The sequence below is a fragment of the Achromobacter sp. T5-5 genome, from assembly GCF_055397965.1.
The window spans coordinates 3,935,810-3,958,193 of record NZ_AP027919.1 but is presented as its reverse complement, the minus strand read 5'-3'; the positions used below and the strand labels follow the sequence as shown (position 1 = coordinate 3,958,193).

Below are 22,384 nucleotides of genomic sequence, written 5' to 3'. Positions count from 1 at the left end.
CTCGTCATGCGTCACATCGCGCGTTTCAGTCTTGCATTCCTGCTTGCCGCAACCCAACTCGGACCGGCCGCCAGCACGGCCCACGCACAACAGGCGGACAACCGCGTCAGCCTGAATTTCGTCGACACGGACATTCCCGCCGTGCTGCGTGCGCTGTCCCTGTTCACGCAGCGCAACTTCCTGGTGGATCCTCGCGTCAAGGGCAAGCTCACGCTCGTCTCGGACCGTCCCGTCGATAGCGCGCAGGCGCTGTCCATGCTGACGGGGGCGCTGCGGCTGCAGGGCTTTGCGATCGTCGACGTGGACGGCGTGACGCGCGTGGTGCCCGAAGCCGACGCCAAACTGCAAGGCAGCGCGGTGGTGGGCGGGGCCAGGCCCGCATCCGGCGCGACGGCCGCGAGCAGGGCGCCCGTGCCGGTGTCGGCCTTCGCCAAAAATGGCGGCGGCAACAGCGGCGAGATGCTGACGCGCGTGTTCCCGCTCAAGTACGAAAACGCCGCGAATCTCGTGCCGGTGCTGCGCCCCATGGTGCCGCCCAACAATCCAATCAACGCCTATCCCGGCAACAACACGCTGGTCGTCACGGACTATGCGGACAACCTGGAGCGCATCGCGGCCGTCATCGCGCGCATCGACGTGCCCAGTTCGATGGACACGGACGTGGTGCCGGTGCAGTCCGGGATCGCGACCGACATCGCCATCCTGGCCTCGCAGTTGCTCGACACGCAGAGCAGCGATCCGACCCAGCGCATCGCAGTCGTCGCCGACCCGCGCAGCAACAGCGTGCTGGTGCGGTCGGGCAGCCCCGCGCGCACGCGCCTGGCCCGCGACCTGATCCAAAAGCTGGACGCACAGCAGAACCGCGCCGGCAATCTGCACGTGGTCTACATGCGCAACGCGCAGGCCACGCGCATCGCCGAGGTGCTGGGCGGGCTGCTGACGGGCCAGGCCAATTCCGCGCCCGGCGCGGCGCCGGGCGCAAGCAGCAGCGGCACGACGCAAGGCGGCGCGCGCACGCAGAACACCGCCAACAGCACCAGCAACAAGGCCGGGCTGGGCATGTCCAGTTCGTCGGGGTCGTCGAGCGGTGGCCTGTCCGGCGAACAGGAGCGCATCGCGCGCGAAGACAATTCCTCGCAGGCGGTGTCGTACTCCGCGGGCGGCGCCACCATCCAGGCCGACCCGTCGACCAATTCGCTCATCATCTCCGCGCCCGAACCGCTGTACCGCAGCCTGCGCGAAGTGATCGACCAGCTCGACCAGCGCCGGGCGCAGGTGCTGGTCGAAAGCCTGATCGTGGAGGTCAGCGAAGAAAAGGCCGCCGAGTTCGGCATCCAGTGGATGACGGGCGCGGGCAGCCTCAACGGCAATGGCACCAGCTTCGTCGGCGGCACCAACCTGGGCGGCAGCGGCATTACCGGCAACGGACCGACCTCGATCGACGCGCTGGGCGGCGGCCTGAGCCTGGGCGTGGTCAAGGGCACGGTGGACGTGCTGGGCAACGAGGTCATCAACCTGGGCGTGCTGGCGCGCGCCATGCAGAACACGGGCGAAGCCAACATCCTGTCCACGCCCAACCTGCTGACCCTGGACAACCAGTCGGCCAGCATCCTGGTCGGCAAGACCGTGCCGTTCGTGACCGGGCAGTACGTGACCTCGGGCAGCAACGGCAGCTCCAACCCGTTCCAGACCATCGAACGCGAGGACGTCGGCCTGAAGCTGAACATCCGTCCGCAGATTTCCGAGGGCGGGGCGGTCAAGCTCGACATCTACCAGGAAGTCAGCAGCATCGACGAAAGCCGCTCGAATTCCACCACCGGCATCGTCACCAACAAGCGCGCCATCGACACCAGCGTGCTGATCGACGACGGCCAGATCATCGTGCTTGGCGGCCTGCTGGAAGACAACGTGACGCTCACCTCCAACAGCGTGCCCGGCCTGGGCTCGCTGCCCGTGATCGGCTCGCTGTTCCGCTACGACACCCGCAAGCGCACCAAGACCAACTTGATGGTGTTCCTGCGCCCCTACGTCGTGCGCGACGCGAACCGCAGCGCCAGCGTCACCATGGACCGCTACGATTACATGCGCCGCGCGCAGGGCGTGGTGCAGCCGCGCGAGCATTGGGCGTTGCCGGACATGCAGGCGCCCATGCTGCCGCTGCCGGGATCGGCCCCGTCGGTGTCCAACAACGCCTATGACTTGCGGCCCGAACAGCAGGCGGCGACGCTGCGCCGCCCTCCGCCCACGACGGTGGAGACCTTTGCCGTGCGCCAGTATCCCGGCATGGCGCCCGCGCCCGCGCAGCAGCCCATCCGCGCGCCGCATCCCGTGATGATGACGGTGGCGGTGGACCCCGAGAAACTGCGATGAGCGCCCACCCGTTGCCCTATGCCTGGGCCCGCGCGCAGCGCGCGGTGCTGTCGCTGCGCGGCGGGCAGGCACAGTTGACGGTCAGCCCGCGCACGCCCGACTGGGCCGTGCGCGAGATCCGCCGGTGCCACGGCGACATCGCGCTCGCGCAGGTCGACGACGAGCAACTCGAAACGCTGCTGACCGCGGCCTACAGCCATTCGGAGGATGCCGCGTCGGTGATGGGCGTGGCCGAAAACGAAATCGACCTGGACCGGCTGCTGCAGGACATGCCCGAGGTGGCGGACCTGCTGGAGGCCCAGGACGACGCGCCCGTGATCCGCATGATCAATGCGCTCTTCGCCCAGGCCGCGCGCGACGGCGCCAGCGACATCCACATCGAACCCTTCGAAACCCATTCCGTGGTGCGCTACCGCGTGGACGGCACGCTGCGCGACGTGGTGTCCCCGCGCAAGGCGCTGCATGCGGCGCTGATCTCGCGCATCAAGATCATGGCGCACCTGGATATCGCCGAAAAGCGCCTGCCGCAGGACGGCCGCATCGCGCTGCGCGTGGGCGGTCGACCCATCGACGTGCGCGTGTCCACCTTGCCAACCGGTCATGGCGAGCGCGCCGTGCTGCGCCTGCTGGACAAGGAGGCCGGCCGCCTGCAGCTGGAAAAGCTGGGCATGAGCCCCGGCGTGCTGGAACGGCTGGATCGCCTGATCCGCCAGCCGCATGGCATCGTGCTGGTGACCGGGCCCACCGGCAGCGGCAAGACCACCACGCTGTACGCGGCGCTGAGCCGCCTGGATGCCTCCACCAGCAACATCCTCACCGTGGAAGACCCCATCGAATACGACCTGCCCGGCATCAGCCAGACGCAGGTCAACGCCAAGATCGACATGAGCTTCGCGCTGGCCCTGCGCGCCATCCTGCGCCAGGACCCGGACGTGATCATGATCGGCGAAATCCGCGACCTGGAAACCGCGCAGATCGCGGTGCAGGCGTCGCTGACCGGCCACCTGGTCCTCGCCACGCTGCACACCAACGATTCGGTGTCCGCGGTCACGCGCCTGACGGACATGGGCGTCGAACCCTTCCTGCTGGCCTCGTCCTTGCTGGGCGTGCTGGCACAGCGCCTGGTGCGCAAACTGTGCCCGGCCTGCAAGGCGCCGTCGATGCTGGACGGCGTGCAGGTGTTCCATCCCGTGGGCTGCGAGGCATGCAACCACACCGGCTACAGCGGCCGCTCGGGCATCCATGAGTTGTTCACGGTGGATGACGAGGCGCGCCGGCTGATCCACGAAGGGCGTGATGAGCGCGAACTGCGCCGGGCTGCGGCTGCGTCGGGCATGCGGAGCATGCGCGAGGACGGGCAGCGCTGGGTGGATGGCGGGCAGACCTCGCCGGAGGAAATTCTGAGGGTGACGCGGGACGCGTAGGGCGCATGGCGTCAGCGGGGCGGCCGACGTCGGCGCTCAAGGCGCCGGTCTCCGTCACGCTCATCATGCCCGCGACACCGCAGTTTCGAAATCATGAACAATTGCAATTTGTATGGCCTGCCCCTTGTTCTACAGGGGCAGCACAGGCCGTTAGAATATTCGGAACCACCGTTTGCGGGCCGACAACGGCTCTAAAGTGCACGGGGACATAGGTCCGAAAAATGGCTCGACATACGCACCATCCACGGGCTGCTGAGGCCCACCAGCCTGCACCGGCTCATCTGGCGGAAATGCTTGACAGCCTTAGCGACGGATTCATGTCGCTAGACAAGTCTTGGCGCTTCACGTATCTCAACAATACCGCCGAGCGGTATTTGCAGCAGGCGCGGAAAAACCTCCTCGGACGCGAAATCTGGCAGTGTTACCCGGACTTGGTGAACTCCGGCTACTACCAAATCTACCGGCACACAGCGGCGACAGGGCGTCCCGGCTGCCACACAGGCTATTACGCCCCGCTTCGAACTTGGTTTGAAGCCCGCTCATTTCGCCACGATGAAGGCATTACGGTACTTTTTCGCGACGTCACGCGCGAACACGAGCACGCCGCCCAGTTAGCGTTTGAAGCGAGTCACGATTATCTGACGGGGTTGGCGAATCGACGCAGTTGCATGGAAGCGCTGTCTCGTGCAGTAGCAGACGCTGCCTTGCCAAGCGGGCCGGATGGCGTCTCTGTCGCGGTGCTGTTTATCGACTTGGACCATCTCAAGGAAGTCAATGACGCGTTCGGCCATGTTGCCGGTGACGAACTGCTGCGTAGTTTCGCGGTAAGGCTGAAGGCAAGTCTCGGGCCTGCCTTTTTTGCAGCCCGCGTCGGCGGCGACGAGTTTGTTCTGCTGTTGCGCAACACCACAAAAAGCGCGGTGGAAGCGTGCGCATCTGCGGTGCTCAACGCGCTTGCGATGCCGTTTGAAATTTGCGGCCGAGCGATCTCTCTGTCCGCCAGCATTGGTATTGCGCTAATGGGAGAAGACCCCGAAACCGCCGAGACACTGCTGAGTCAGGCCGATACGGCCATGTACGCAGCCAAGTCTGCTGGCGGGCTTCAAGTACGTACGTATGACGTGATCCTGGACAGGGGCGTGCGCAACCGTGTCGCGTTGCGCTCCGACCTCCGTGCGGCGTTTGCGCAGAACCAGTTCGAGCTCCATTTCCAGCCCCAGATATCACTCGCGGATGCCTCCCTGATCGGTGCTGAGGCGCTTCTTCGCTGGCGTCATCCCGACCGGGGCCTGCTGACACCTGACGCATTCCTGGCTCTGCTGCTTGAGTCGCCCTATGAAGGCGCGCTGGTCGAATGGCTGCTCAATGCGGTTTGCCTGCAGATCGCCTCATGGCAACGGATGGGCGTCGCCGTACCGCGTATCAGCCTGAACCTATCGGCTCGGCAACTTCTCGATATGGGGCTCGTGGATCGGATTCACTCTGCCGTCAGTAAACACGACATCTCCGCCGCGATGCTCGATGTGGAAATCACGGAAGACTGCCTGGTAAGCGATATAGATAGGGCGACGTCAGTCCTCGCCACCCTGAAACGCGCCGGGCTATCCACGTCGCTCGACGACTTCGGTGCGGGATACTCAAGTTTGAGCTATTTAGTCCGACTGCCTATCGACACGCTCAAGATCGACAGGTCCTTTGTCCGCGGGCTGGCGGCGTCGGAGAAGGCCTCGGCGGTAATTCGAGGCGTCGTTGGTCTTGCTCGTTCGCTGGGCATGAAAACGATCGCCGAAGGTGTCGAGCACCAACATCAGGCCGACGAGTTAAAGGACGCCGGCTGCGACTCCATTCAGGGTTATCTGGTTAGCCGCCCGTTGAGCGCAGAGGCTTTCGTGGAGTTTGTGCGACAAGCGTGACGGCAGAGAACGGTAGTGAGGCTGTCCCGCCTATCGCGCGGAGGCACCCGTCCCGAACGTCACCGTGTCGCCTGACCGCCGGCCCAGCGTGGACATCAGGCCGTCCAGGGCGGCGCGATCGGCTTCGTTCGCCGATTTGGCGAACGTCGCTTCTCCGTGAAAGCTCAACCCACGGCCGCCCGCGCTGCCCTGGCCCTTCACATCCAGCAGTCCGCTCTCCGTGCTGAGGACCAGCGTGGCGCCGGACTTGCCGCCGCCCTGCACGCGCAGCAGGTAAGTCCCTACCGGCGTCACCGGCGTGAGCGCGGTGCCGGCGTTGCGCCAGCGCAGGTCCACGGCTGGTCCCGGCGGCAGCGGGGCGCCCAGGCGCAGCGGCTGCCAGTTGATTTCCAGCATGCCCTGCGGGGCCAGCGTGTTCCACGGCGCGCCCAGCGCGGGCAGCACCGTGGCGGGCACGCGCAGGGATTGCGCCGGGACCGCCAGCCCGTTCCATCCGGGCCGCGCGCGCAGCGTGCCTTGCAGCCAGGGGTGGGAAAGGTCCAGCGCCATGGCGTCCCAGCGCCATTGCCATTGCACGGGCTGCGGCAGCACCCGGCGGGTGCCGGGCGGGCCGAGCGCGATCCATGCGCTGCCGCGCCACAGGGTGCCGCTGGCGTCGGCCAGCGTGACCGGCGCGTCGTCGGGCAGTAGCGCCAGCGCCCAGCGCGCGGGCAGCACGGCCGCGCCTGCCGCCGCGGCGCACAGCGCGCCGGCCAGCCACAGCCCGGCGCTGCGCGGGAAGGGAAGTCTCCAGCGCATCAGCGGCTCCCTGCCGCCTGCGGCGGCAAGAGGACGACCTTGCCGTTGACCAGGCCCGGCAGCGGGCGTCCATTGGGGTTGGCGGCCCGCGTCAGGTCCACCTGCGCAATGGCCAGGCCCCAGTCGCGCCCCGCGCCGTCCAGCCAGCGCATGAGCGCGGATGACGGCGCCTGGTCCAGCATCAGTTCCACGCCGCCCGCCTCGCCATCCGACAGCGTCCACAGCCCCGCGGGCAAGCCCGCCCGTTCCAGGCTGGCCGCCAGTTCCGTCCGGGCGGGCATGGATGCGGCGGGCGCGGCGCTGCGCTGGCGTAGGACCGTGGCCTGCGCCGTCAGGTCGGCGACGGTGGCGGCCTGCGCGCGCAGCCCGGGCAACTCTGCCTGCAGCGTGCGCATCGTCTTCAGGGCGGGTTCGATGAGGCCGACGAAGACGATCGCCGCGCCCAGCAGCAGGGCCGCGCCGGTGACGAGGCGGCGTTCGCGCGGCGCCATCGCGCCGTAGCGCTGCCGGGCGCGCGCCAGCGCCGGATCCAGGGGTTTGCGGGCGGCTTGCCACGCGTTGTGCAGTCGATCGAGCGGTTTCATGGTTGGCTGCGCACGATGCGCCAGGTGTTGTCGGTGTCGCCGCGTTCCAGCTTCAGCCCCAGGGCGGCGGCCTGCTGGATCAGCGCGGGGGTTTCGGCGACGCGCTGCGCTTGCGGGCCGGCGTCGGCGAGCTGCAGCGTGAGCGCCTGGTCGGCGTAGGTCAGGTGCGCGACCTTGTCGGCGGCGAAGGGCAGGGCCTGGGCCGCCGCGCGCGCAAGCGGCAGGAAGTCGCCGGCGCTGGCCGCGCCGCGATTGGCCAGCAGCGCGTCCAGGCCTTGCTGCGCCTGGCGCGCGGGGTCCAGCACCACGGGCAGGTTGGGAAAGGCGGCCAGCACCTGGTCGCGCATGCCGTTCTTCAGGGCATCGGCTTCGCCACGCAGTTGCGCGGCATGCAGGTTCAGGCCCGCGATCCACACGACGGCGGCCAGCGCGCCCCAGCGCCAGACCGGCCGCCAGCGCGACACGCTGGCCGGCGCAAGCTGCGGCATGGCCAGCGACCAGGGGGGCGAGGGCGCAAGCCAGCGCGGATCGGCCGGATCGCGCAAAGGCGCGTCCGTCGCCGGCGCCAGCGTCTGGGGCGCGATCAGCGCGCGCACGCGCAGGCCCTGGGCGCTGAGCAGGCCCCAGGCGCGCCGCACGGGCTCGCGCGGGGACCAGGCCAGCGCCACGGATCCATCGGCCGTGCGCGTGCCGTGGCCTACCGCCAATCCTTCCAGATCGCTCAGCACCAGCGGTTCCAGGGCGCCGCGCACGGCGGCGCCGAAATGCGCGCGCGCCACCGCCGGAATCTGCACGGTGGCCGCGATGACGTCGGCGGGGTGCAGCACGGCCTCGCACAGGGCCTGCGGCCAGGCGTGGCCGAGGGCGCGCAGCGCCAGCTCGCCTTGCCGCACGCAGCGGCCACGCCGGTCGAACCAGGCATAGGGCAGGGGCGAATCGGCGCCGAATTCCTCAAGCAGGGGCAACGCGATGCGCAGGGTGTTCTTCACGGTGAGTCTCTTGTCCAGATCGTTTCGGGAGCGGCCGGCGGGACGCTGCGCAGCAGCGCCTGCATGGAGACGCGCGCCCGTTCGTAGACCACGGTGCCGCTGGCCAGGAACCAGCCGCTGTTGGTGGCGACCGACGGCGCGGGCGTCTTGATGCCCGTGCCCGTCAGCCGGTTGGCGAAGTCGCCGGGGTTGTTGAACCAGTTGCCGCGGTCGCGCTCGCCGGCCATGGCGCGCGCCTGGGCCAGCGACAGTCCGGGCACCAGCGCGGCGATGACCTCCGCGGGCGCCGTGTTGACGTTGACGTTGGTGGCCGCCGGCAACAGCGTCATCGTGCGGCGCAGCGCATTGCGCATCGGCGGCTCCAGTGCCAGCAGCGCCGCCACTTCGTCCATGCCGCGCGGCAGCGGTGCGCGGGCCTGGGGCGCGGGGCGCGCCGGATTGGTCGGCGCGTCCGCCGCCAGGGCGGGCGGCTGCGCGGACGCGACGATGTCGACGATGCGGGCGGCCAGCGTATCGGGTAGTTCCAGCGTGGCCAGCAGGCGGCGCAGGATCTCTTCCTGCTCGGGCTGGGGCACGCCATTGCGCGCGAGGTTATAGAGGTTGTATTTGCCCTGTTCGTCCTGCACGGCGCCTGAAAACACCGCCACGCGGTCGTCGTCCGGGCGCTCGATGCGGGTGTCCAGCACGGGCGTGGCCCAGATCTGGTCGCCGCGCGTGATGGGTTCGCGCCGGCCGTGGTCGCGCACGACCAGCCGGGCCCAGTCGATGCCGCCCGCCAGCATCGCGCGCGCCTGCACGCGGGCCATTTCGTTCTCCACGCGGCGGGTGCTGGCGGTCTGCCGCTGGAAGAGGCTGGTGGTCAGCGCGGCCACGATCGCCACGATGATGAGCGCGCTGACCACGGCCGCGCCGCGTTCGCGGGCCGTGTTTCCAGGCGTGGTGGGCGCGCGGGCGAGGGCCGGCCTCATGGCAGCTCCAGGATGCGCGTGTAGCGCCGCAGGTCGCCCGGCACGCCGCGTTCGAAGGCGATCTCCAGGCCCGTGGGCGCCGCCGCGAACGAGGCGTTGGCGTCCACCCAGCCCACGCCCGGCACCCACGCGCGCAGCGCAAGGGTGCGCACGCCGGGCAGCAGCAGCACGCCCGCGTTGGCCGCGGGCAGGGGACTGCGCGGCGCGGACGGGCCGCTGGCGCGCCACAGGCCGTCTGCCCGCACCTGCCAGTGGACGCGCTGCCACAGGCCGTTGCCGTCGGGGTCGGGACGCAGGATTTCCAGGGTCTGGCCGCCCGCCGCGCGCGGCAGCAGGCGCAGCCCGGTCGTGAACGCCACCGCATCCAGGCCCGGGGAATCGAAGGCCGGGCCGGTGTAGGACAGCTCCACGTCGCGCGCCATCTGGCCCAGCGTGCGGACGATGGCGTCGGTGTCCTCGGCCTGCGCGGCGATGAGGTCGCGCGCGCCCGACACGCTGGCCAGGCCGCGCCAGGCCATCAGGCTGACCAGCGCCATCAGGGCCAACGCGACCAGCACTTCGATCAGCGTGAAGCCGGCCTGGGATCTGGGGGAACGGCGCATCGTCATCGCAGGCTGGATAGCAGCCCGTCGAGCTGCAGCAGGATCGCGCCTTCGCGCGCGGACGCCGCGTCGTGGACCTTGACGGCCACCTGGCGAAAGCTGCGGTTCATGGAGTTGGTGAAGACCAGTTCGCATTGCAGGGCCAGGCCGCCTTGCGGACAGGGCACGGTCTGCGAGCCGGCGCGCGGCAAGGCCTGTTCCAGCCGCAGCTGCGTCAGCGCGTTCTGCGCGGCCAGCAGCGCCAGCGTCTTGTCCTGCAGGGCCCGGTTGTTCGCGGCCATGACGCCCGTGGCGCGCAGGGCCGCGCCCATCGCCACGGCGATGATGGCAAGCGCCACCAGCACTTCGATCAGCGTGAAGCCGCGCTCGCGCCGGGACGCAGCGGGGAACGCGACCGTGGAATCGTCCGGGGATGCCTCAGCGGATGTCATAGCGTCCGGCGGCGTCGCGCTGCAGCGTGACGTGCGCGTCTCCCGCGCTCAGGTTCAGTGTCATGGGCGCGGCGACCCACTCCGTGTTGAATACCAGCGGCCGGTCGGGGTCCAGCCGCCACTGCACGGGGGCTGCCGACCACGCTTGCGGCCGCAGCACCTCGTCATGGTCGAACCGGTCGGCGGCCACGGGGATGTCGTCCTGCGCCGTCGGGCCGGGCGGCCGGCCCGCACGCTCGAACGACCAGCCCTGGCCGTTGGCCAGCCAGCGGATGGATCGCCCGTCGCTGCGCGCCTCGCTCTGCGCCACGGTGAACGCGTCGGCCAGGCGCTCGGCGTCGCCGCGCAGGCGGTTGTCGCCGCGGCCGATGGACAGGCTCACCATGCTGGCGGCGATGGCCACGATCACCAGCACCACCAGGACTTCGACCAGCGTGAAGCCGCGTTCAGAGTTCCCACGAACCGATGTCGGCATCGCCGTTTTCTCCGCCGGGCTTGGTGTCGGCGCCGAACGAGAACACGTCGACGTCGCCTTTGACGCCGGGGCTCAGGTATTGATAGGGGTGGCCCCACGGATCGTTGGGCAGCTTGTCCAGGTAGCCGCGCCAGTTGGCGACGCCGTCCGGCTTTTGCGCCAGCGCGCGCAGGCCCTGGGCGGTGGTGGGATAGCGGCCGTTGTCCAGGCGGTAGAGCTTGAGCGCCTGCATGATGCCGCCGATGTCCTGACGCGCCGCGGCCTGCCGGGCCTGGTCGGGGCGGTCCAGGACGCGCGGCACCACCAGCGCGGCCAGGATGCCCATGATCACAATGACCACCATGATCTCGATCAGGGTGAAGCCCTGCTGGCGGGCAAGCCCGCGCGGTAACTGACGCACTTTCCGACTCCGGTCATTCTGTAGAAGCCCGGGATTGTGGACATGAAATATGACAGTAATGCGCACGCAGCCGGACGCCTGCGCAACGCGCGGTGCGCGCGCCTTCCTACTTTTCGCGGGTGATGCCGCCCGGCGCGTCCTGCGCCGCCGGCGCCGCCAGGCGGCTCGCGCGGCCCGACTGCTCGACCGTGACGGCGTCAGCCGCGATGTCGCGCAGCACGATGCCCGGCGCCACTTCCGCGCCGGTGCGCCAGGCCAGCGGCGGGCCGCCGTCCACGCTCAGCACCGCCGCGCCGTCGGGGCCGGCCGCGATCACGCCCAGCACGGTGATCTGCGTGCGCATGGCTTCGTCTTTGCCGAACCACTGCGCGACCGGTGTATTGTCGGCCGCGCGCGGCGCGGCGGCCGAGACGGCGGGTGGCAACGGGCCGGGCCGCGGCGCGAGGAGGACCGAGGCCCACACGCCCACGCCCGCCGCAAAGGCCAGCACGGCAAGGACACGCAACGCGGTGGGTGCGGAGGGCAGGGGCAGGCGCAGGGACAGGGGCATGGCAATCGATGGCGAACGAAACGACGCGGCCGACTATAGCGGCGTTTCATGACAGCCATGCAATGGCGGGCCGCCGCGTGGCAAGCGCGCTCGCGGGCCTGCCCGGACAAGCGCTTGACCGCGCCCGCTGCCTTGCGTTGCGCGCAAACGGATCGCGCGTGCGGCGTCCCGGCCTTGCGTCTTGCGCAAAAGAATCCTGATCCAACGATCAACGTTTCTCTTCTTTGTTTCACGGGTCTTTCACCTTGGACCGCCACCATGTCGGCCAGCGCAAGACCCCCTTCATAAACCGAGAAGAGAAGCAATGCAGACATTGAATTGGAGAAGATGGTGCGCCATGTTGCTGGCGACCAGCGCATTGGCCGGCTGTGGAGGCGGCGATGACGACGACGAGGAGCCCGTGGCCCCGCCGACGCAGCCGCCCGTGACTTCGCCCGGCGAGGCGAGCGTCGACAAAGTGCTGTTCGTGGGCGTCGACGGCCTGACTTACGACGCGCTGCGCCGCGGCATGACCGACAAGACCCTGCCCAACATCGGCCAGCTCACCGCCACGCGCGCCTGGACGGGCGGGGTGACGGGCACGGTGACGCAGCAGCCCACGCTGGCCGCGCCGGGCTGGGCCACCTTGCTGACCGGGCAATGGGCCGATGTGCATGGCGTGCGCTCCAATGCGCAGGGCCAGGCCATGAAGGCGCCCAGCCTGTTCCAGCGCGTCAAGACCGCGCAGCCCGAGGCGCGCATTGCCGGCGCCTTCAACTCGCCGCTGCTGGCCGGCCTGCTGGGCGTGGACCGCGACGCGGGCTACGTGCAGGTGGTGACGGACTGCGCCGGCGTGGACGACTGCGTCGCCTCGCAGGCCCGGGACCGCATCGCCGAGGGCTATGACGTGGTGGTGGCGCAGTTCGGCGCGCCGGAACGCGCCGCCGCCGAGAGCGGCTTCGGCACGACCTACGAAGCCGTCATCCGCCAGACCGACGCCGCGATCGGCGTGCTGGCCAAGCAGCTTGCCGACCGCCGCGCCGATCATCCCGGCGAAAACTGGCTGATGGTGGTGGCGTCCAGCCACGGGCTGGACAAGACCGGCGGCAGCGACGGCCTGCCGTTCTCGACCAACAAGACCATCCTGCTGGCGGCCAACCAGCCCGCCTTGTTGGGCGGCAGCGCCGACGATGCGTCGTTCGACGGCTTGTGGGACACCAACTGGTACGCGCTGCCCAGCGCCGCCGACGTGGCGCCCACGGTTTTGTCGCACCTGGGCGCGCTGCCCGCTGCCGACGCCTACGACATGGCCGGCACCTCGCTCAGCGAACCGCTGGCGCTGCGCCGCGTCGCCACCACCACGTCCATGGACAACAAGAGCGTGACCGTGACCTGGGTGCGCGTCGGCGAGCCCGAGGGCGACATCGTGGTCAGCCGCGACGGCGTGGAGGTGGCGCGCCTGCCCGGCACCGCCACGGAATACGTCGACACCGGCTTCACGTTCGACACCGAAGGCGTGCACGCGCTGCATTACAGCGTGTCGGCCGGCCGGGCGGTCAGCGCCGCGCGCGCCACGGTGGTCTACGCCAAGCCCGTGCCGCTGCTGGCCTCGCTGCGCACCGGCCTGACGATGTTCTTCCCGTTCGAGGGCGACGTGGCCGACAAGGCCGCGGGCGGCGGCGCGATCACGCCGTACGACGGCACGCAGGCGCCGGCCTATGCCGACCCCGGCGTGTTCGGCAAGAGCTTCCAGAACGAGCGCAGCGCGGCCGCCCTGGGCGCGTTCAAGCTGGACTATCCGGCGGGCCTGCTGGACAGCGTTCAGGCCTTCACCATCGGCTTCTGGTATCAGTCCGACGGCACGGCGAACGACCGCTCCATCGTGGGCAACAAGGACTACAACTCCGGCGGCAACCCCGGCATCACCATCGCCCAGTGGGCCGGCCCCGAGCTGCGTTTCAACATCGCGGGCGGCGGCAAGCGTGCGGATATCAACGGCGTGAAGTTCACGGCCAACAAGCCGGTCTACATCGCGATGACCATCGACAAGACGGCCAAGACGATGACGGCCTACCGCTACGACAGCGAGCTGGGCTTCGTGCGCACCGTCACGTCCACGGCCACGCCGGGCGTCGACCTGACCGCGGTGGCGGGCATCTTCGGTCCGCACATCGGCCTGAACGAAGACGGCAAGGGCACCTACGGCATCTGCTGCGCCGGCACCAGGGGCCCCTACACGATGATTTTTGATGACCTGGCGTTCTGGTCGCGAGCCTTGACCGAGGAAGAAGTGAAGTCCCTGGCCATGTCCGGCAAGTCCGTCTCCGAACTGTTTCCCTGATGTCCAAGGATAGACACCCCATGAGCAAGTCCATGATTCTGCGCGGTTTCCTGCGGGCCAGCGCGGTGCTGATGCTGACCGCCACCCTGGCCGCCTGCGGCGGCGACGACGGCGGCGACGATGACGCCGGCACCCCGGGCAACCCCACCCAGCCCGAGACGCCCACGACGCCGCCCACGCCGGCCAAGCCCGAACTGCGTTGCGCGCCCTGAGCCGCGCCCTCTGTAGACCCATAGGAAAACAATCCGTGAAGTCCGAAAAAGACACGATCCACGCCGGCAAACGCCGCTTCCTGCGCAACGCCGCCGCCTCTACCGCGGGGCTGACCGCGCTGTCGATGTTCCCGCCGGCCATCCGCCGCGCGCTGGCCATTCCCGCCAACAACCGCACCGGCACCATCAACGACGTCGAGCACGTGGTCATCCTGATGCAGGAGAACCGCTCGTTCGACATGTACTTCGGCACGTTCAAGGGCGTGCGCGGCTTTGGCGACCGCATCACCATTCCGCTGCCGGACAATCGCTCGGTCTGGGAGCAGACCAACGGCACGCGTGTCGTGATGCCGTACCACCTGGACAGCACGCAGGGCAACGCCCAGCGCGTGGCCGGCACGCCCCACGACTACGTGGACGCGCAGATGGCCTGGGACGGCGGCCGCATGGACCAGTGGCCGCGCTACAAGCAGAACCAGTCGATGGGCTATTACCGCCAGAAAGAGGTGGAGTTCCAGTTCATGCTGGCCGACGCCTTCACGCTGTGCGACGCCTATCACTGTTCCACGCACGGCGGCACCAACACCAACCGCCTGTTCCACTGGACCGGCACCAACGATCCGCTGGCGCAGGGCAACGGCCCGTCCACCCGCAACCAGTGGGACAGCCTGGGCGCCTCGTCGACCGGCTGGACCTGGAAGACGTATCCGGAACGCCTGCAGGAAAACGGCGTGACCTGGAAGGTCTACCAGAACCTGCCCGAGAACTTCGGCGACAACCCGCTGGCCGGCTTCCAGCAATACCGCCGCGCCAATGAACTGGCGGGCAACGGCAGCAACGGCTCGCCTTATCCGGCCTGGACGCCCAGCATGGACGCCGCCAACCCGCTGTACAAGGGCACGGCCAACACCATGCCGGACGGCGGCTTCCTGCAGGCCCTGCGCGACGACGCGTTGAACGGCACGCTGCCGCAGGTGTCGTGGATCGTGGCGCCCGCGACGTATTCGGAGCACCCCGGCCCGTCCAGCCCCGTGCAGGGCGCCTGGTACATCCAGGAAACGCTGGACGCGCTGACGGCCAACCCGGACGTCTGGAGCAAGACGGTCCTGCTCATCAACTTCGACGAGAACGACGGCTACTTCGACCACGTGCCGCCGCCCGCCGCGCCGTCGCTCAATGCCGATGGGTCGATGGCCGGCGCCTCCACCGTCAATACCGACCTGGAGCGCCACACCCACGCGTCCGCCCAGGATGCCGCCGACAACCGCGTCTACGGTCCGGGCCCGCGCGTGCCCATGTACGTGGTGTCGCCGTGGAGCCGCGGCGGCTGGGTCAATTCCCAGGCGTTCGACCACACGTCGGTGCTGCGCTTCCTGGAAGCGCGCTTCGGTGTGAAGGAAGAGAACATCAGCCCGTGGCGCCGCGCGGTGCTGGGCGACCTGACCTCGGCCTTCAACTTTGCCACGCCGAACGACGAGACGCTGCCGGACCTGAACCTGCTGACCCGATCCGGCGCCGACCAGGAACGCGCCGCGCAGCAAGCGCTGACCGCGGTGCCGCTGCCCGATCCGTCCACGCAGGCCAAGGGCGTGCAGGAGAAGGGCGTGCGCTATTCGCGTCCCTTGCCGTACGAGCTGCACACGAGCGGCCGCAGCCAGCCCGAGACCGGCAACATGTGGCTGGTGTTCTCCAACACGGGCAAGCAGGCCGCGGTGTTCCACGTCTATGACCGCCTGCACCTGGACCGCCTGCCGCGCCGCTACACGGTGGAACCCGACAAGCAGCTCGAAGGCAACTGGGACACGGCGGCCGACGGCGGCAAGTACGACCTGTGGGTGCTGGGTCCCAACGGCTGGCACCGCCACTTCGCGGGCGACCTGGCGCAGGACCGCACGGCGCAGCAAGATGCCGAGATCCGCGTCTGCTACGACATCGCCAACGGCGACGTCTACGTCAGCTTCATCAACGCCGGCAAGACGCCGTGCACCTTTGAAGTGACGCCCAACGCCTACTACGCCAACCACGAACGCTGGACGTTCACGGTGCCGGCGGGCGGCCAGGTCGAGCAGCACTGGGCGCTGGCGGCCAGCCATGCGTGGTACGACTTCACGGTGCGGCTGGCCGAGGATCCGTCGTGGCTGCGCCGCTTTGCCGGCCGCGTCGAAACCGGCAAGGCGTCGGTGACCGACCCGGCGATGGCCGAGTAAGCCTCAGGCGGCGGCGTGCGGTTCGCGTGCGCGAAAGGCCTTCGCGCACGCCTCGCAGATCGCCGCCGTGATGCCCTGGCGGGCATGCTCGCGCCGTTCCAGCATGCCGATAGAGCGCGACAGCGGTCCCAGGTCCGCGGGCAGGTGCAGGATCCGCAATTCCGGGCTGTGCTGCCAGTTCGCGCCGTTGATGAGCGGCAGCAGGGTCACGCCGACCTCCTGGCGCACCAGCTCCACCAGCGTCTCGATGGCGTTCAATTCCAGGAAATCGTTCACCGGCACCGCCATGCGGCGCAGCAGCCGGTCGATCTGCAGGCCGGTGCGCTGGGTGCGGTCAAAGCGCAGGAAGGGATTGCCTGCCAGCACCTGACGGGCGTCATCGCCGGCCGCCGAGCGCGGCGCGATCACCACCATCTGTTCTTCATAGAGCGGGGTCCAGCGCGTGCTGGCCATCTTGCGGCCGGCTTCCACCAGGAAGGCCGCGTCCAGCTCGCCGTCTTCCACCTTGCCCGCCAGCTCGCTGGCCTTGCCCGACAGGATGCGCACGTCCAGCTTGGGATGGGCTTTCTTCAGGCCCGAGATCACCTTGGACAGCGTGCCCATGCAGGACACGATGCTGCCGACCGAGACCGAGCCCGCCAGTTCGCCGGGCGCCGTGCTTGGCCGCCTCAGTTTGTCGTATAAATCCAGCAAGTGCTTGATTTCAGGAAGCAATTCCCGGCCGGCTGCGTTCAGCATGGCCAGGCGCCCGCTGCGGTCGAAAAGTTCGCGTCCCAGCTCGGCCTCCAGCGACCGCATCTGGAAGCTCACGGCCGCCTGCGTCAGCGCCACCTGCTCGGCGGCTTCGGAGAAGGAGCCGTGGTGCGCGACCGCCAGAAAGGTGCGCATGAAGCGGATCGTACTCATAAAAAATTCTTTTATGACGGAACAAAAAATCAAATTGATTTAATTAAAGCACGAGAGTAACTTCGCCCGCTTAACCATATGCCTTAAGAGACCCGCCACATGAAATCCTTCGACTGGGGCAACCCGTATCCTTCCGTTCGCATCCCGCTGTTTGCCCGCAACGTGGTCTCCACGTCGCATCCGCTGGCGGCCCAGGCGGGGCTGCGCATGCTGCTCAAGGGCGGCAACGCCGTGGACGCCGCCATTGCGGCCGCGGCCACCATCGTCCTGGTCGAACCGGTTTCCTGCGGCCTGGGCGGCGACTGCTTCGCCATCGTGTGGGACGGCAAGGAACTGCACGGGCTGAATTCGTCGGGCGTCGCGCCCGCGGCCTGGAGCACCGAATACTTCAAGCGCAAGTACGGCACGGGCCCCGACGGCCTGGCCATCCAGCCCAAGCGCGGCTGGGACGCGGTCACCGTGCCCGGCGTGGTCGCCGGCTGGGCCGCGCTGCATGAAAAGCTGGGCAAGCTGCCGTTCGAGCAACTGTTCGAGCCCGCCATCGAGATCGCCGAGCGCGGCTATGCCGTGCCGCCCGTGGTGGCGCACAAGTGGGCCGCCGCGGCCGACGAACTGAAGTCGCAGCCGGGCTACGCCCAGGCCTTCCTGCCCGAGGGCCGCGCGCCCAAGGTGGGCGAACACTTCCGCTTCCCCGACGCCGCCAACACGCTGCGCCGCATCGCCGCGTCCAAGGGCCGCGACTTCTACGAAGGCGAACTGGCCGAACGCATCGCCGCCTTCAGCAAGGAATGCGGCGGCGCGATGACGCAGGAGGACCTGCGCAACTACCGTCCGGAATGGGTCAAGCCCATCTCCAAGTCCTACCGCGGCTACGAGCTGCACGAGATCCCGCCGAACGGGCAGGGCATCGCCGCGCTGATCGCGCTGGGCATCGTCGAACGCTTCGACATGGCCGACATTCCCGTGGACTCGGTGCAATCGCAGCACATCCAGATCGAGGCCATGAAGCTGGCCTTCGCCGACCTGTACAAGTACGTGGCCGACCCGCGCGCCATGCAGGTCACGCCGGAACAGATGCTGTCGGACGCCTACCTGGACAGCCGCGCCAAGCTGATCCGCTTGGACCAGGCCACGCATTTCGAGGCCGGCCGTCCGCACGCTGGCGGCACCATCTACCTGACCGCCGCCGACGAAAACGGCATGATGATTTCGTTCATCCAGTCCAACTACATGGGCTTCGGGTCGGGCGTGGTCGTGCCGGGCACGGGCATCAGCATGCAGAACCGCGGCGTGGGCTTCTCGATGGATCCCAAGTCGGCCAACGTGGTCGAGGGCGGCAAGCGGCCCTTCCACACCATCATCCCGGGTTTCCTGACGCGCGGCGGCAAGCCGGTCATGAGCTTCGGCGTGATGGGCGGCGACATGCAGCCGCAGGGCCACATGCAGACCGTGGTCCGCATGATCGACTACCACCAGAACCCGCAGGCCGCCTGCTGCGCGCCGCGCTGGAAGGTCAACCGCGATTTCACGCTCGACATCGAGACCAACATGACGGCATCTACGATTGCGGGACTGAAGGACCTCGGGCATGCTTTGAAATCCGTTGACGATCCCTACATGGACTTCGGCGCCGGCCAATTCATCTGGCGCATGTCCGAGAACGACAACGAACTGGGCTACGTCGCCGCCAGCGACAGCCGTCGCGACGGCCAGGCGGTGGGCTTCTAATCAACCGGCATGCAGCCACAAGGGGAAAAAACACATATGAAACGCTTTGCCTTGACTTTCGGCGCCAGCCTGCTGGCGCTGGCCGCCGGCGCCGCCAGCGCCCAGAACATCCGCATCGGCCTGCAGGAAGACCCGGACGTGCTGGATCCGCACCGCGCCCGCACCTACGTGGGCCGCATCGTGTTCACGTCGCTCTGCGACAAGCTGGTGGACATCGATCCCAAGCTGCACTTCGTGCCGCAACTGGCGACCTCCTGGTCGTTCAGCGAAGACAACAAGGTGCTGACCTTCAAGCTGCGCGATGACGCGCTGTTCCACGACGGCTCGAAGTTCGACGCCGCCGCGGCCAAGGCCAACCTCGAACGCGCCATGAGCCTGCCCGACAGCCTGCGCAAGGGCGAGCTGCGCTCGGTGGCCAAGGTCGACGCGCCCGACGCCACCACGCTAGTGCTGACCCTCAAGGAACCGGACGCCACGCTGCTTGCGCAACTGTCCGACCGCGCCGGCATGATGCTCTCGCCCAAGACCTTCTCGGACGACGTCGCCGCCGTGGGCCGCAAGCCGGTCTGCTCCGGCCCGTACAAGTTCGTCGAGCGCATCCAGAATGACCGCATCGTGCTGGAAAAATTCGACCAGTACTACGGCGCGAAGGACTACGTCTTCAAGCGCGTGACCTTCCTGCCCATTCCCGACACCACCGTGCGCCTGTCCAACCTGCGCGCCGGCGACCTGGACATGCTGGAACGCCTGAATCCGTCGGACGCGCCGCAGGTCAAGGAAGACGCCAGCCTGACGTTCGCGCCGGTCGCGGGCCTGGGCTTCCAGCAGTTCATGTTCAACGTGGACAACGGCAAGCGCGCCCAGGACAACCCGTTCAAGAACAAGCTGGTGCGCCAGGCGTTCCAGTTTGCGCTGGACCGCAACGCCATCAACGAAGTGGCCGGCGGCGGCATCTTCGAGCCGGCGCAGCAGCCGTTCCCGCCCGCCAGCCCCTATCACAGCGACAAGTTCCCCGTGACCAAGCGCGACGTGGCCAAGTCCAAGGCGCTGCTCAAGCAGGCGGGCTTTGACCGCGTGAAGGCCGAGCTGGTGTTCGGCAACAACACCACCACCTCGTCCATCGCCGAGATCGTCCAGGCGATGGCGTCCGAGGCGGGCTTCGACCTGTCGCTGCGTCCCACGGAATACGCCGCGCTGCAAAAGGAAGCCTCGGGCGGCAACTTCCAGATCGTGATGCTGGGCTGGTCCGGCCGGGTCGATCCCGACGGCAACATCCATGCCTTCGTGACCTGCAAGGGCGCCCTGAACGACGGCCACTACTGCAACCCGGAAGTGGACAAGCTCCTGAACCAGGCCCGCACCGTGCCCGACGAAACCAAGCGCAAGGCGATTTACGAGCAGGCGCAGACCATCATCCAGGACGAGCTGCCCGGCGTGTACAACTACTACCAGCCGTGGCCCTTTGTGATGAGCAAGAAGGTCAAGGGCTTCACGCCCTATCCGGACGGCATGATCCGCCTGAAGGGCGTGACGTTCGCCCGGAATTGATGTTGGCGCGGCGATTGCCCGCCGCGCCCGCCGGACGCGCTTGCGCGTCCGGCTGTTGTTTTGCGGCGCCCGCGTGCCGCGCCCGATCCGTCCGGCGCCGTCCGCCGTTCCTGTTTTACGGTTTCCCACATGCTTAAACTCATCTTGCGCCGCGTGATCGTCGCGATCCCGACACTGATACTGGTGTCGATGATCGTCTTCATGCTGCAGAAAATCCTGCCCGGCGACCCCGTGCTGACCCTGGCCGGCGAAGAGCGCGATCCGGCCGTGCTGGACTACCTGCGCGACAAATACCGCCTGAACGACCCCTTGCCGATGCAATACGCGGCCTGGGCCGGACAGGTTTTGCAAGGCGACCTGGGCAAGTCCCTGCGCACCGACGTGCCTGTCACCACGCTGATCGCGCAGAAGCTGCCCGTGACCCTGCAACTGGCCGCCATGGCCATGTTCTTTGCGCTGCTGGTGGGGATCCCCATGGGCATCATCGCCGCCGTGCGCAAGGGCAAGCCCGTTGAAATGGGCGCCAACATCGCGGCGCTCTCGGGCATGTCCATTCCCAACTTCTGGCTGGGCATCATCCTGATCATGGTGGTGTCGGTGCAGTGGAAGCTGCTGCCGGCCTCGGGCTACGTGTCGCCATCCGAAGACTTCTGGCTGTCGATCAAGACCATGCTGATGCCGTCGCTGGTGCTGTCCACCGCGATCGCGGCGTATCTCATGCGGCACACGCGTTCGTCCATGCTGGAGGCGCTGTCCGCCGATTACGTGCGCACGGCCCGCGCCAAGGGCGTGTCGCCGCGCGGCGTGGTGCTGCGCCATGCGCTGCGCAACGCGCTGATGCCGATTGTCACGCTGGTGACGCTGCTGTTCGGCGAACTGCTGGCGGGCGCCGTGCTGACGGAACAGGTCTTTACGATCCCGGGCTTCGGCAAGCTGGTGGTCGACGCGGTGTTCACCCGCGACTACGCGGTGGTGCAGGGCGTGGTGCTCTGCGTGGCGGTGGGCTTCATCCTGATGAACCTGCTGGCCGACATCCTGTACATCCTGGTCAATCCCCGCCTGAGGCACTCATGAGCGCAATTCCTGCAACGGCCGCAGCCGTCACGCCGCCCCGCAGCCGCAATCGCGCGTGGGGCAAGTTCAAACGCAACCGCATCGCGATGCTCGGCCTGGGCATCGTGCTGTTCTTCGTGGTGGTGGCCGTGCTGGCCCCCTTGATCGTCAATCACGATCCGCTGCAGACCAGCTTCACCACCATCCGCAAGGCGCCCTCGGCGGCCCACTGGCTGGGCACGGATGAGCTCGGACGCGACATCTTCAGCCGCATGGTGTATGGCGCGCGCGCCTCGCTGATGGCCGGCCTGGTGTCGGTGCTGATCGCGCTGATCGTGGGCGTGCCGTTCGGCCTGGCCGCGGGCTACTTCGGCGGCTGGACCGACAGCGTGATTTCGCGCGCCACCGAGGCGCTGCTGGCGATTCCCTTCCTGATCCTGGCCATTGCGCTGGCCGCTTTCCTGGGGCCCAGCCTGACCAACGCGATGATCGCCATCGGCGTGTCGGCCGCGCCCAAGTTCATCCGGCTGACGCGCGGGCAGGTGCTGGCGGTCAAGAACGAAGACTACGTCCAGAGCGCCCGCGCGCTGGGCGCGTCCGACCTGCGCATCATCGGGCGGCATGTGTTTCCCAACGTGATGCCGCCGCTGATCGTGCAGGCCACCATCACGATCGCCACGGCCATCATCGCCGAGGCCAGCCTGTCCTTTCTGGGCCTGGGCCTGCAGCCGCCGACGCCGTCGTGGGGCTCGATGCTGAACACGGCCAAGAACTTCATGACCCAGGCGCCCTGGATGTCGATCTTTCCCGGATCGGCCATTTTCCTGGTGGTGCTGGGCTTCAATCTGCTGGGCGACGGGTTGCGCGACGCGCTCGATCCGCGTCAGGAAAAGTAATCACTATGGC

20 protein-coding genes are annotated in these 22,384 nt (G+C 68.3%); 10 read left to right on the top strand and 10 right to left on the bottom strand.

All coding sequences use genetic code 11. The annotated features are described in order from the left end of the window. Nucleotides 1-6: 6 nt before the first annotated feature. The 3 genes from gspD (at nt 7) to ACZ50Q_RS17965 (ending at nt 5,707) form a co-directional block, all read left to right on the top strand. A complete protein-coding gene (gene gspD / locus ACZ50Q_RS17975; RefSeq protein ID WP_464079153.1) occupies nt 7-2,370 on the top strand; it encodes a type II secretion system secretin GspD in 2,364 nt (787 codons plus the stop codon). Beyond that, the gene (gene gspE, locus ACZ50Q_RS17970) at nt 2,367-3,794 is read left to right on the top strand and encodes a type II secretion system ATPase GspE (RefSeq protein WP_092581795.1); all 1,428 of its coding nucleotides are present in this window, start codon (nt 2,367-2,369) and stop codon (nt 3,792-3,794) included. Before gspD ends, gspE begins: the two co-directional genes overlap by 4 nt. Before the next feature lie 317 nt (nt 3,795-4,111). Further along, nucleotides 4,112-5,707, top strand: coding sequence for a putative bifunctional diguanylate cyclase/phosphodiesterase (locus tag ACZ50Q_RS17965; protein ID WP_464079152.1), 1,596 nt, complete (start codon nt 4,112-4,114; stop codon nt 5,705-5,707). A 30-nt stretch (nt 5,708-5,737) separates the two neighbouring features. Here ACZ50Q_RS17965 and gspN read toward each other — a convergent pair whose 3' ends face one another. The 9 genes from gspN to ACZ50Q_RS17920 all read right to left on the bottom strand — a co-directional run bounded on the left by gspN (nt 5,738) and on the right by ACZ50Q_RS17920 (nt 11,504). Further along, a complete protein-coding gene (gspN, locus tag ACZ50Q_RS17960) occupies nt 5,738-6,505 on the bottom strand; it encodes a type II secretion system protein N (RefSeq protein ID WP_464079151.1) in 768 nt (255 codons plus the stop codon). After that, nucleotides 6,505-7,089: a type II secretion system protein GspM gene (gspM, locus tag ACZ50Q_RS17955; RefSeq protein ID WP_464079150.1), complete on the bottom strand. Its 585-nt coding sequence runs from the start codon at nt 7,087-7,089 to the stop codon at nt 6,505-6,507. The genes gspN and gspM overlap by 1 nt, the downstream gene beginning before the upstream one ends. Next, on the bottom strand, nt 7,086-8,078 hold the full coding sequence (gene gspL, locus ACZ50Q_RS17950) for a type II secretion system protein GspL (RefSeq protein ID WP_464079149.1): 993 nt from the start codon (nt 8,076-8,078) through the stop codon (nt 7,086-7,088). Before gspL ends, gspM begins: the two co-directional genes overlap by 4 nt. Further along, a complete protein-coding gene (gene gspK / locus ACZ50Q_RS17945) occupies nt 8,075-9,046 on the bottom strand; it encodes a type II secretion system minor pseudopilin GspK (RefSeq protein ID WP_464079148.1) in 972 nt (323 codons plus the stop codon). The genes gspL and gspK overlap by 4 nt, the downstream gene beginning before the upstream one ends. Further along, the gene (locus ACZ50Q_RS17940; protein WP_092581801.1) at nt 9,043-9,648 is read right to left on the bottom strand and encodes a prepilin-type N-terminal cleavage/methylation domain-containing protein; all 606 of its coding nucleotides are present in this window, start codon (nt 9,646-9,648) and stop codon (nt 9,043-9,045) included. Before ACZ50Q_RS17940 ends, gspK begins: the two co-directional genes overlap by 4 nt. Before the next feature lie 2 nt (nt 9,649-9,650). Beyond that, nucleotides 9,651-10,079 carry a type II secretion system minor pseudopilin GspI gene (gspI, locus tag ACZ50Q_RS17935; protein ID WP_076521416.1) on the bottom strand — a complete coding sequence of 143 codons (429 nt, stop codon included), beginning with the start codon at nt 10,077-10,079 and terminating at the stop codon, nt 9,651-9,653. Beyond that, a complete protein-coding gene (gene gspH, locus ACZ50Q_RS17930; protein ID WP_076521415.1) occupies nt 10,066-10,554 on the bottom strand; it encodes a type II secretion system minor pseudopilin GspH in 489 nt (162 codons plus the stop codon). Before gspH ends, gspI begins: the two co-directional genes overlap by 14 nt. Beyond that, nucleotides 10,526-10,897 carry a type II secretion system major pseudopilin GspG gene (gene gspG / locus ACZ50Q_RS17925; protein WP_254792100.1) on the bottom strand — a complete coding sequence of 124 codons (372 nt, stop codon included), beginning with the start codon at nt 10,895-10,897 and terminating at the stop codon, nt 10,526-10,528. The genes gspH and gspG overlap by 29 nt, the downstream gene beginning before the upstream one ends. 163 nt (nt 10,898-11,060) lie before the next feature. Then, nucleotides 11,061-11,504 carry a general secretion pathway protein GspC gene (locus tag ACZ50Q_RS17920; RefSeq protein WP_076521413.1) on the bottom strand — a complete coding sequence of 148 codons (444 nt, stop codon included), beginning with the start codon at nt 11,502-11,504 and terminating at the stop codon, nt 11,061-11,063. A gap of 337 nt (nt 11,505-11,841) precedes the next feature. Here ACZ50Q_RS17920 and ACZ50Q_RS17915 point away from each other — a divergent pair, with 337 nt between their 5' ends. The 3 genes from ACZ50Q_RS17915 to ACZ50Q_RS17905 are packed head-to-tail and all read left to right on the top strand — an operon-like array spanning nt 11,842 to nt 16,243. Beyond that, entirely contained in the window at nt 11,842-13,824 is a 1,983-nt protein-coding gene (locus ACZ50Q_RS17915) for an alkaline phosphatase family protein (protein ID WP_464079147.1), read from the top strand. A gap of 20 nt (nt 13,825-13,844) precedes the next feature. Then, the gene (locus ACZ50Q_RS17910; protein WP_464079146.1) at nt 13,845-14,036 is read left to right on the top strand and encodes a hypothetical protein; all 192 of its coding nucleotides are present in this window, start codon (nt 13,845-13,847) and stop codon (nt 14,034-14,036) included. Between the two features lie 35 nt (nt 14,037-14,071). Further along, entirely contained in the window at nt 14,072-16,243 is a 2,172-nt protein-coding gene (locus tag ACZ50Q_RS17905; RefSeq protein ID WP_464079145.1) for a phosphocholine-specific phospholipase C, read from the top strand. Nucleotides 16,244-16,246: 3 nt separating this feature from the next. Here ACZ50Q_RS17905 and ACZ50Q_RS17900 read toward each other — a convergent pair whose 3' ends face one another. Further along, nucleotides 16,247-17,149: a LysR substrate-binding domain-containing protein gene (locus tag ACZ50Q_RS17900; protein WP_464079144.1), complete on the bottom strand. Its 903-nt coding sequence runs from the start codon at nt 17,147-17,149 to the stop codon at nt 16,247-16,249. 99 nt (nt 17,150-17,248) lie between these two features. Here ACZ50Q_RS17900 and ggt point away from each other — a divergent pair, with 99 nt between their 5' ends. The 4 genes from ggt to nikC all read left to right on the top strand — a co-directional run bounded on the left by ggt (nt 17,249) and on the right by nikC (nt 22,374). After that, nucleotides 17,249-18,877, top strand: coding sequence for a gamma-glutamyltransferase (gene ggt / locus ACZ50Q_RS17895; RefSeq protein ID WP_464079143.1), 1,629 nt, complete (start codon nt 17,249-17,251; stop codon nt 18,875-18,877). Nucleotides 18,878-18,913: 36 nt separating this feature from the next. Continuing rightward, nucleotides 18,914-20,425 carry an ABC transporter substrate-binding protein gene (locus ACZ50Q_RS17890; RefSeq protein ID WP_464079142.1) on the top strand — a complete coding sequence of 504 codons (1,512 nt, stop codon included), beginning with the start codon at nt 18,914-18,916 and terminating at the stop codon, nt 20,423-20,425. A gap of 129 nt (nt 20,426-20,554) precedes the next feature. Next, entirely contained in the window at nt 20,555-21,499 is a 945-nt protein-coding gene (locus ACZ50Q_RS17885; protein ID WP_076521407.1) for an ABC transporter permease, read from the top strand. Next, entirely contained in the window at nt 21,496-22,374 is an 879-nt protein-coding gene (gene nikC / locus ACZ50Q_RS17880; RefSeq protein WP_076521406.1) for a nickel transporter permease, read from the top strand. The genes ACZ50Q_RS17885 and nikC overlap by 4 nt, the downstream gene beginning before the upstream one ends. Nucleotides 22,375-22,384 lie beyond the last annotated feature (10 nt).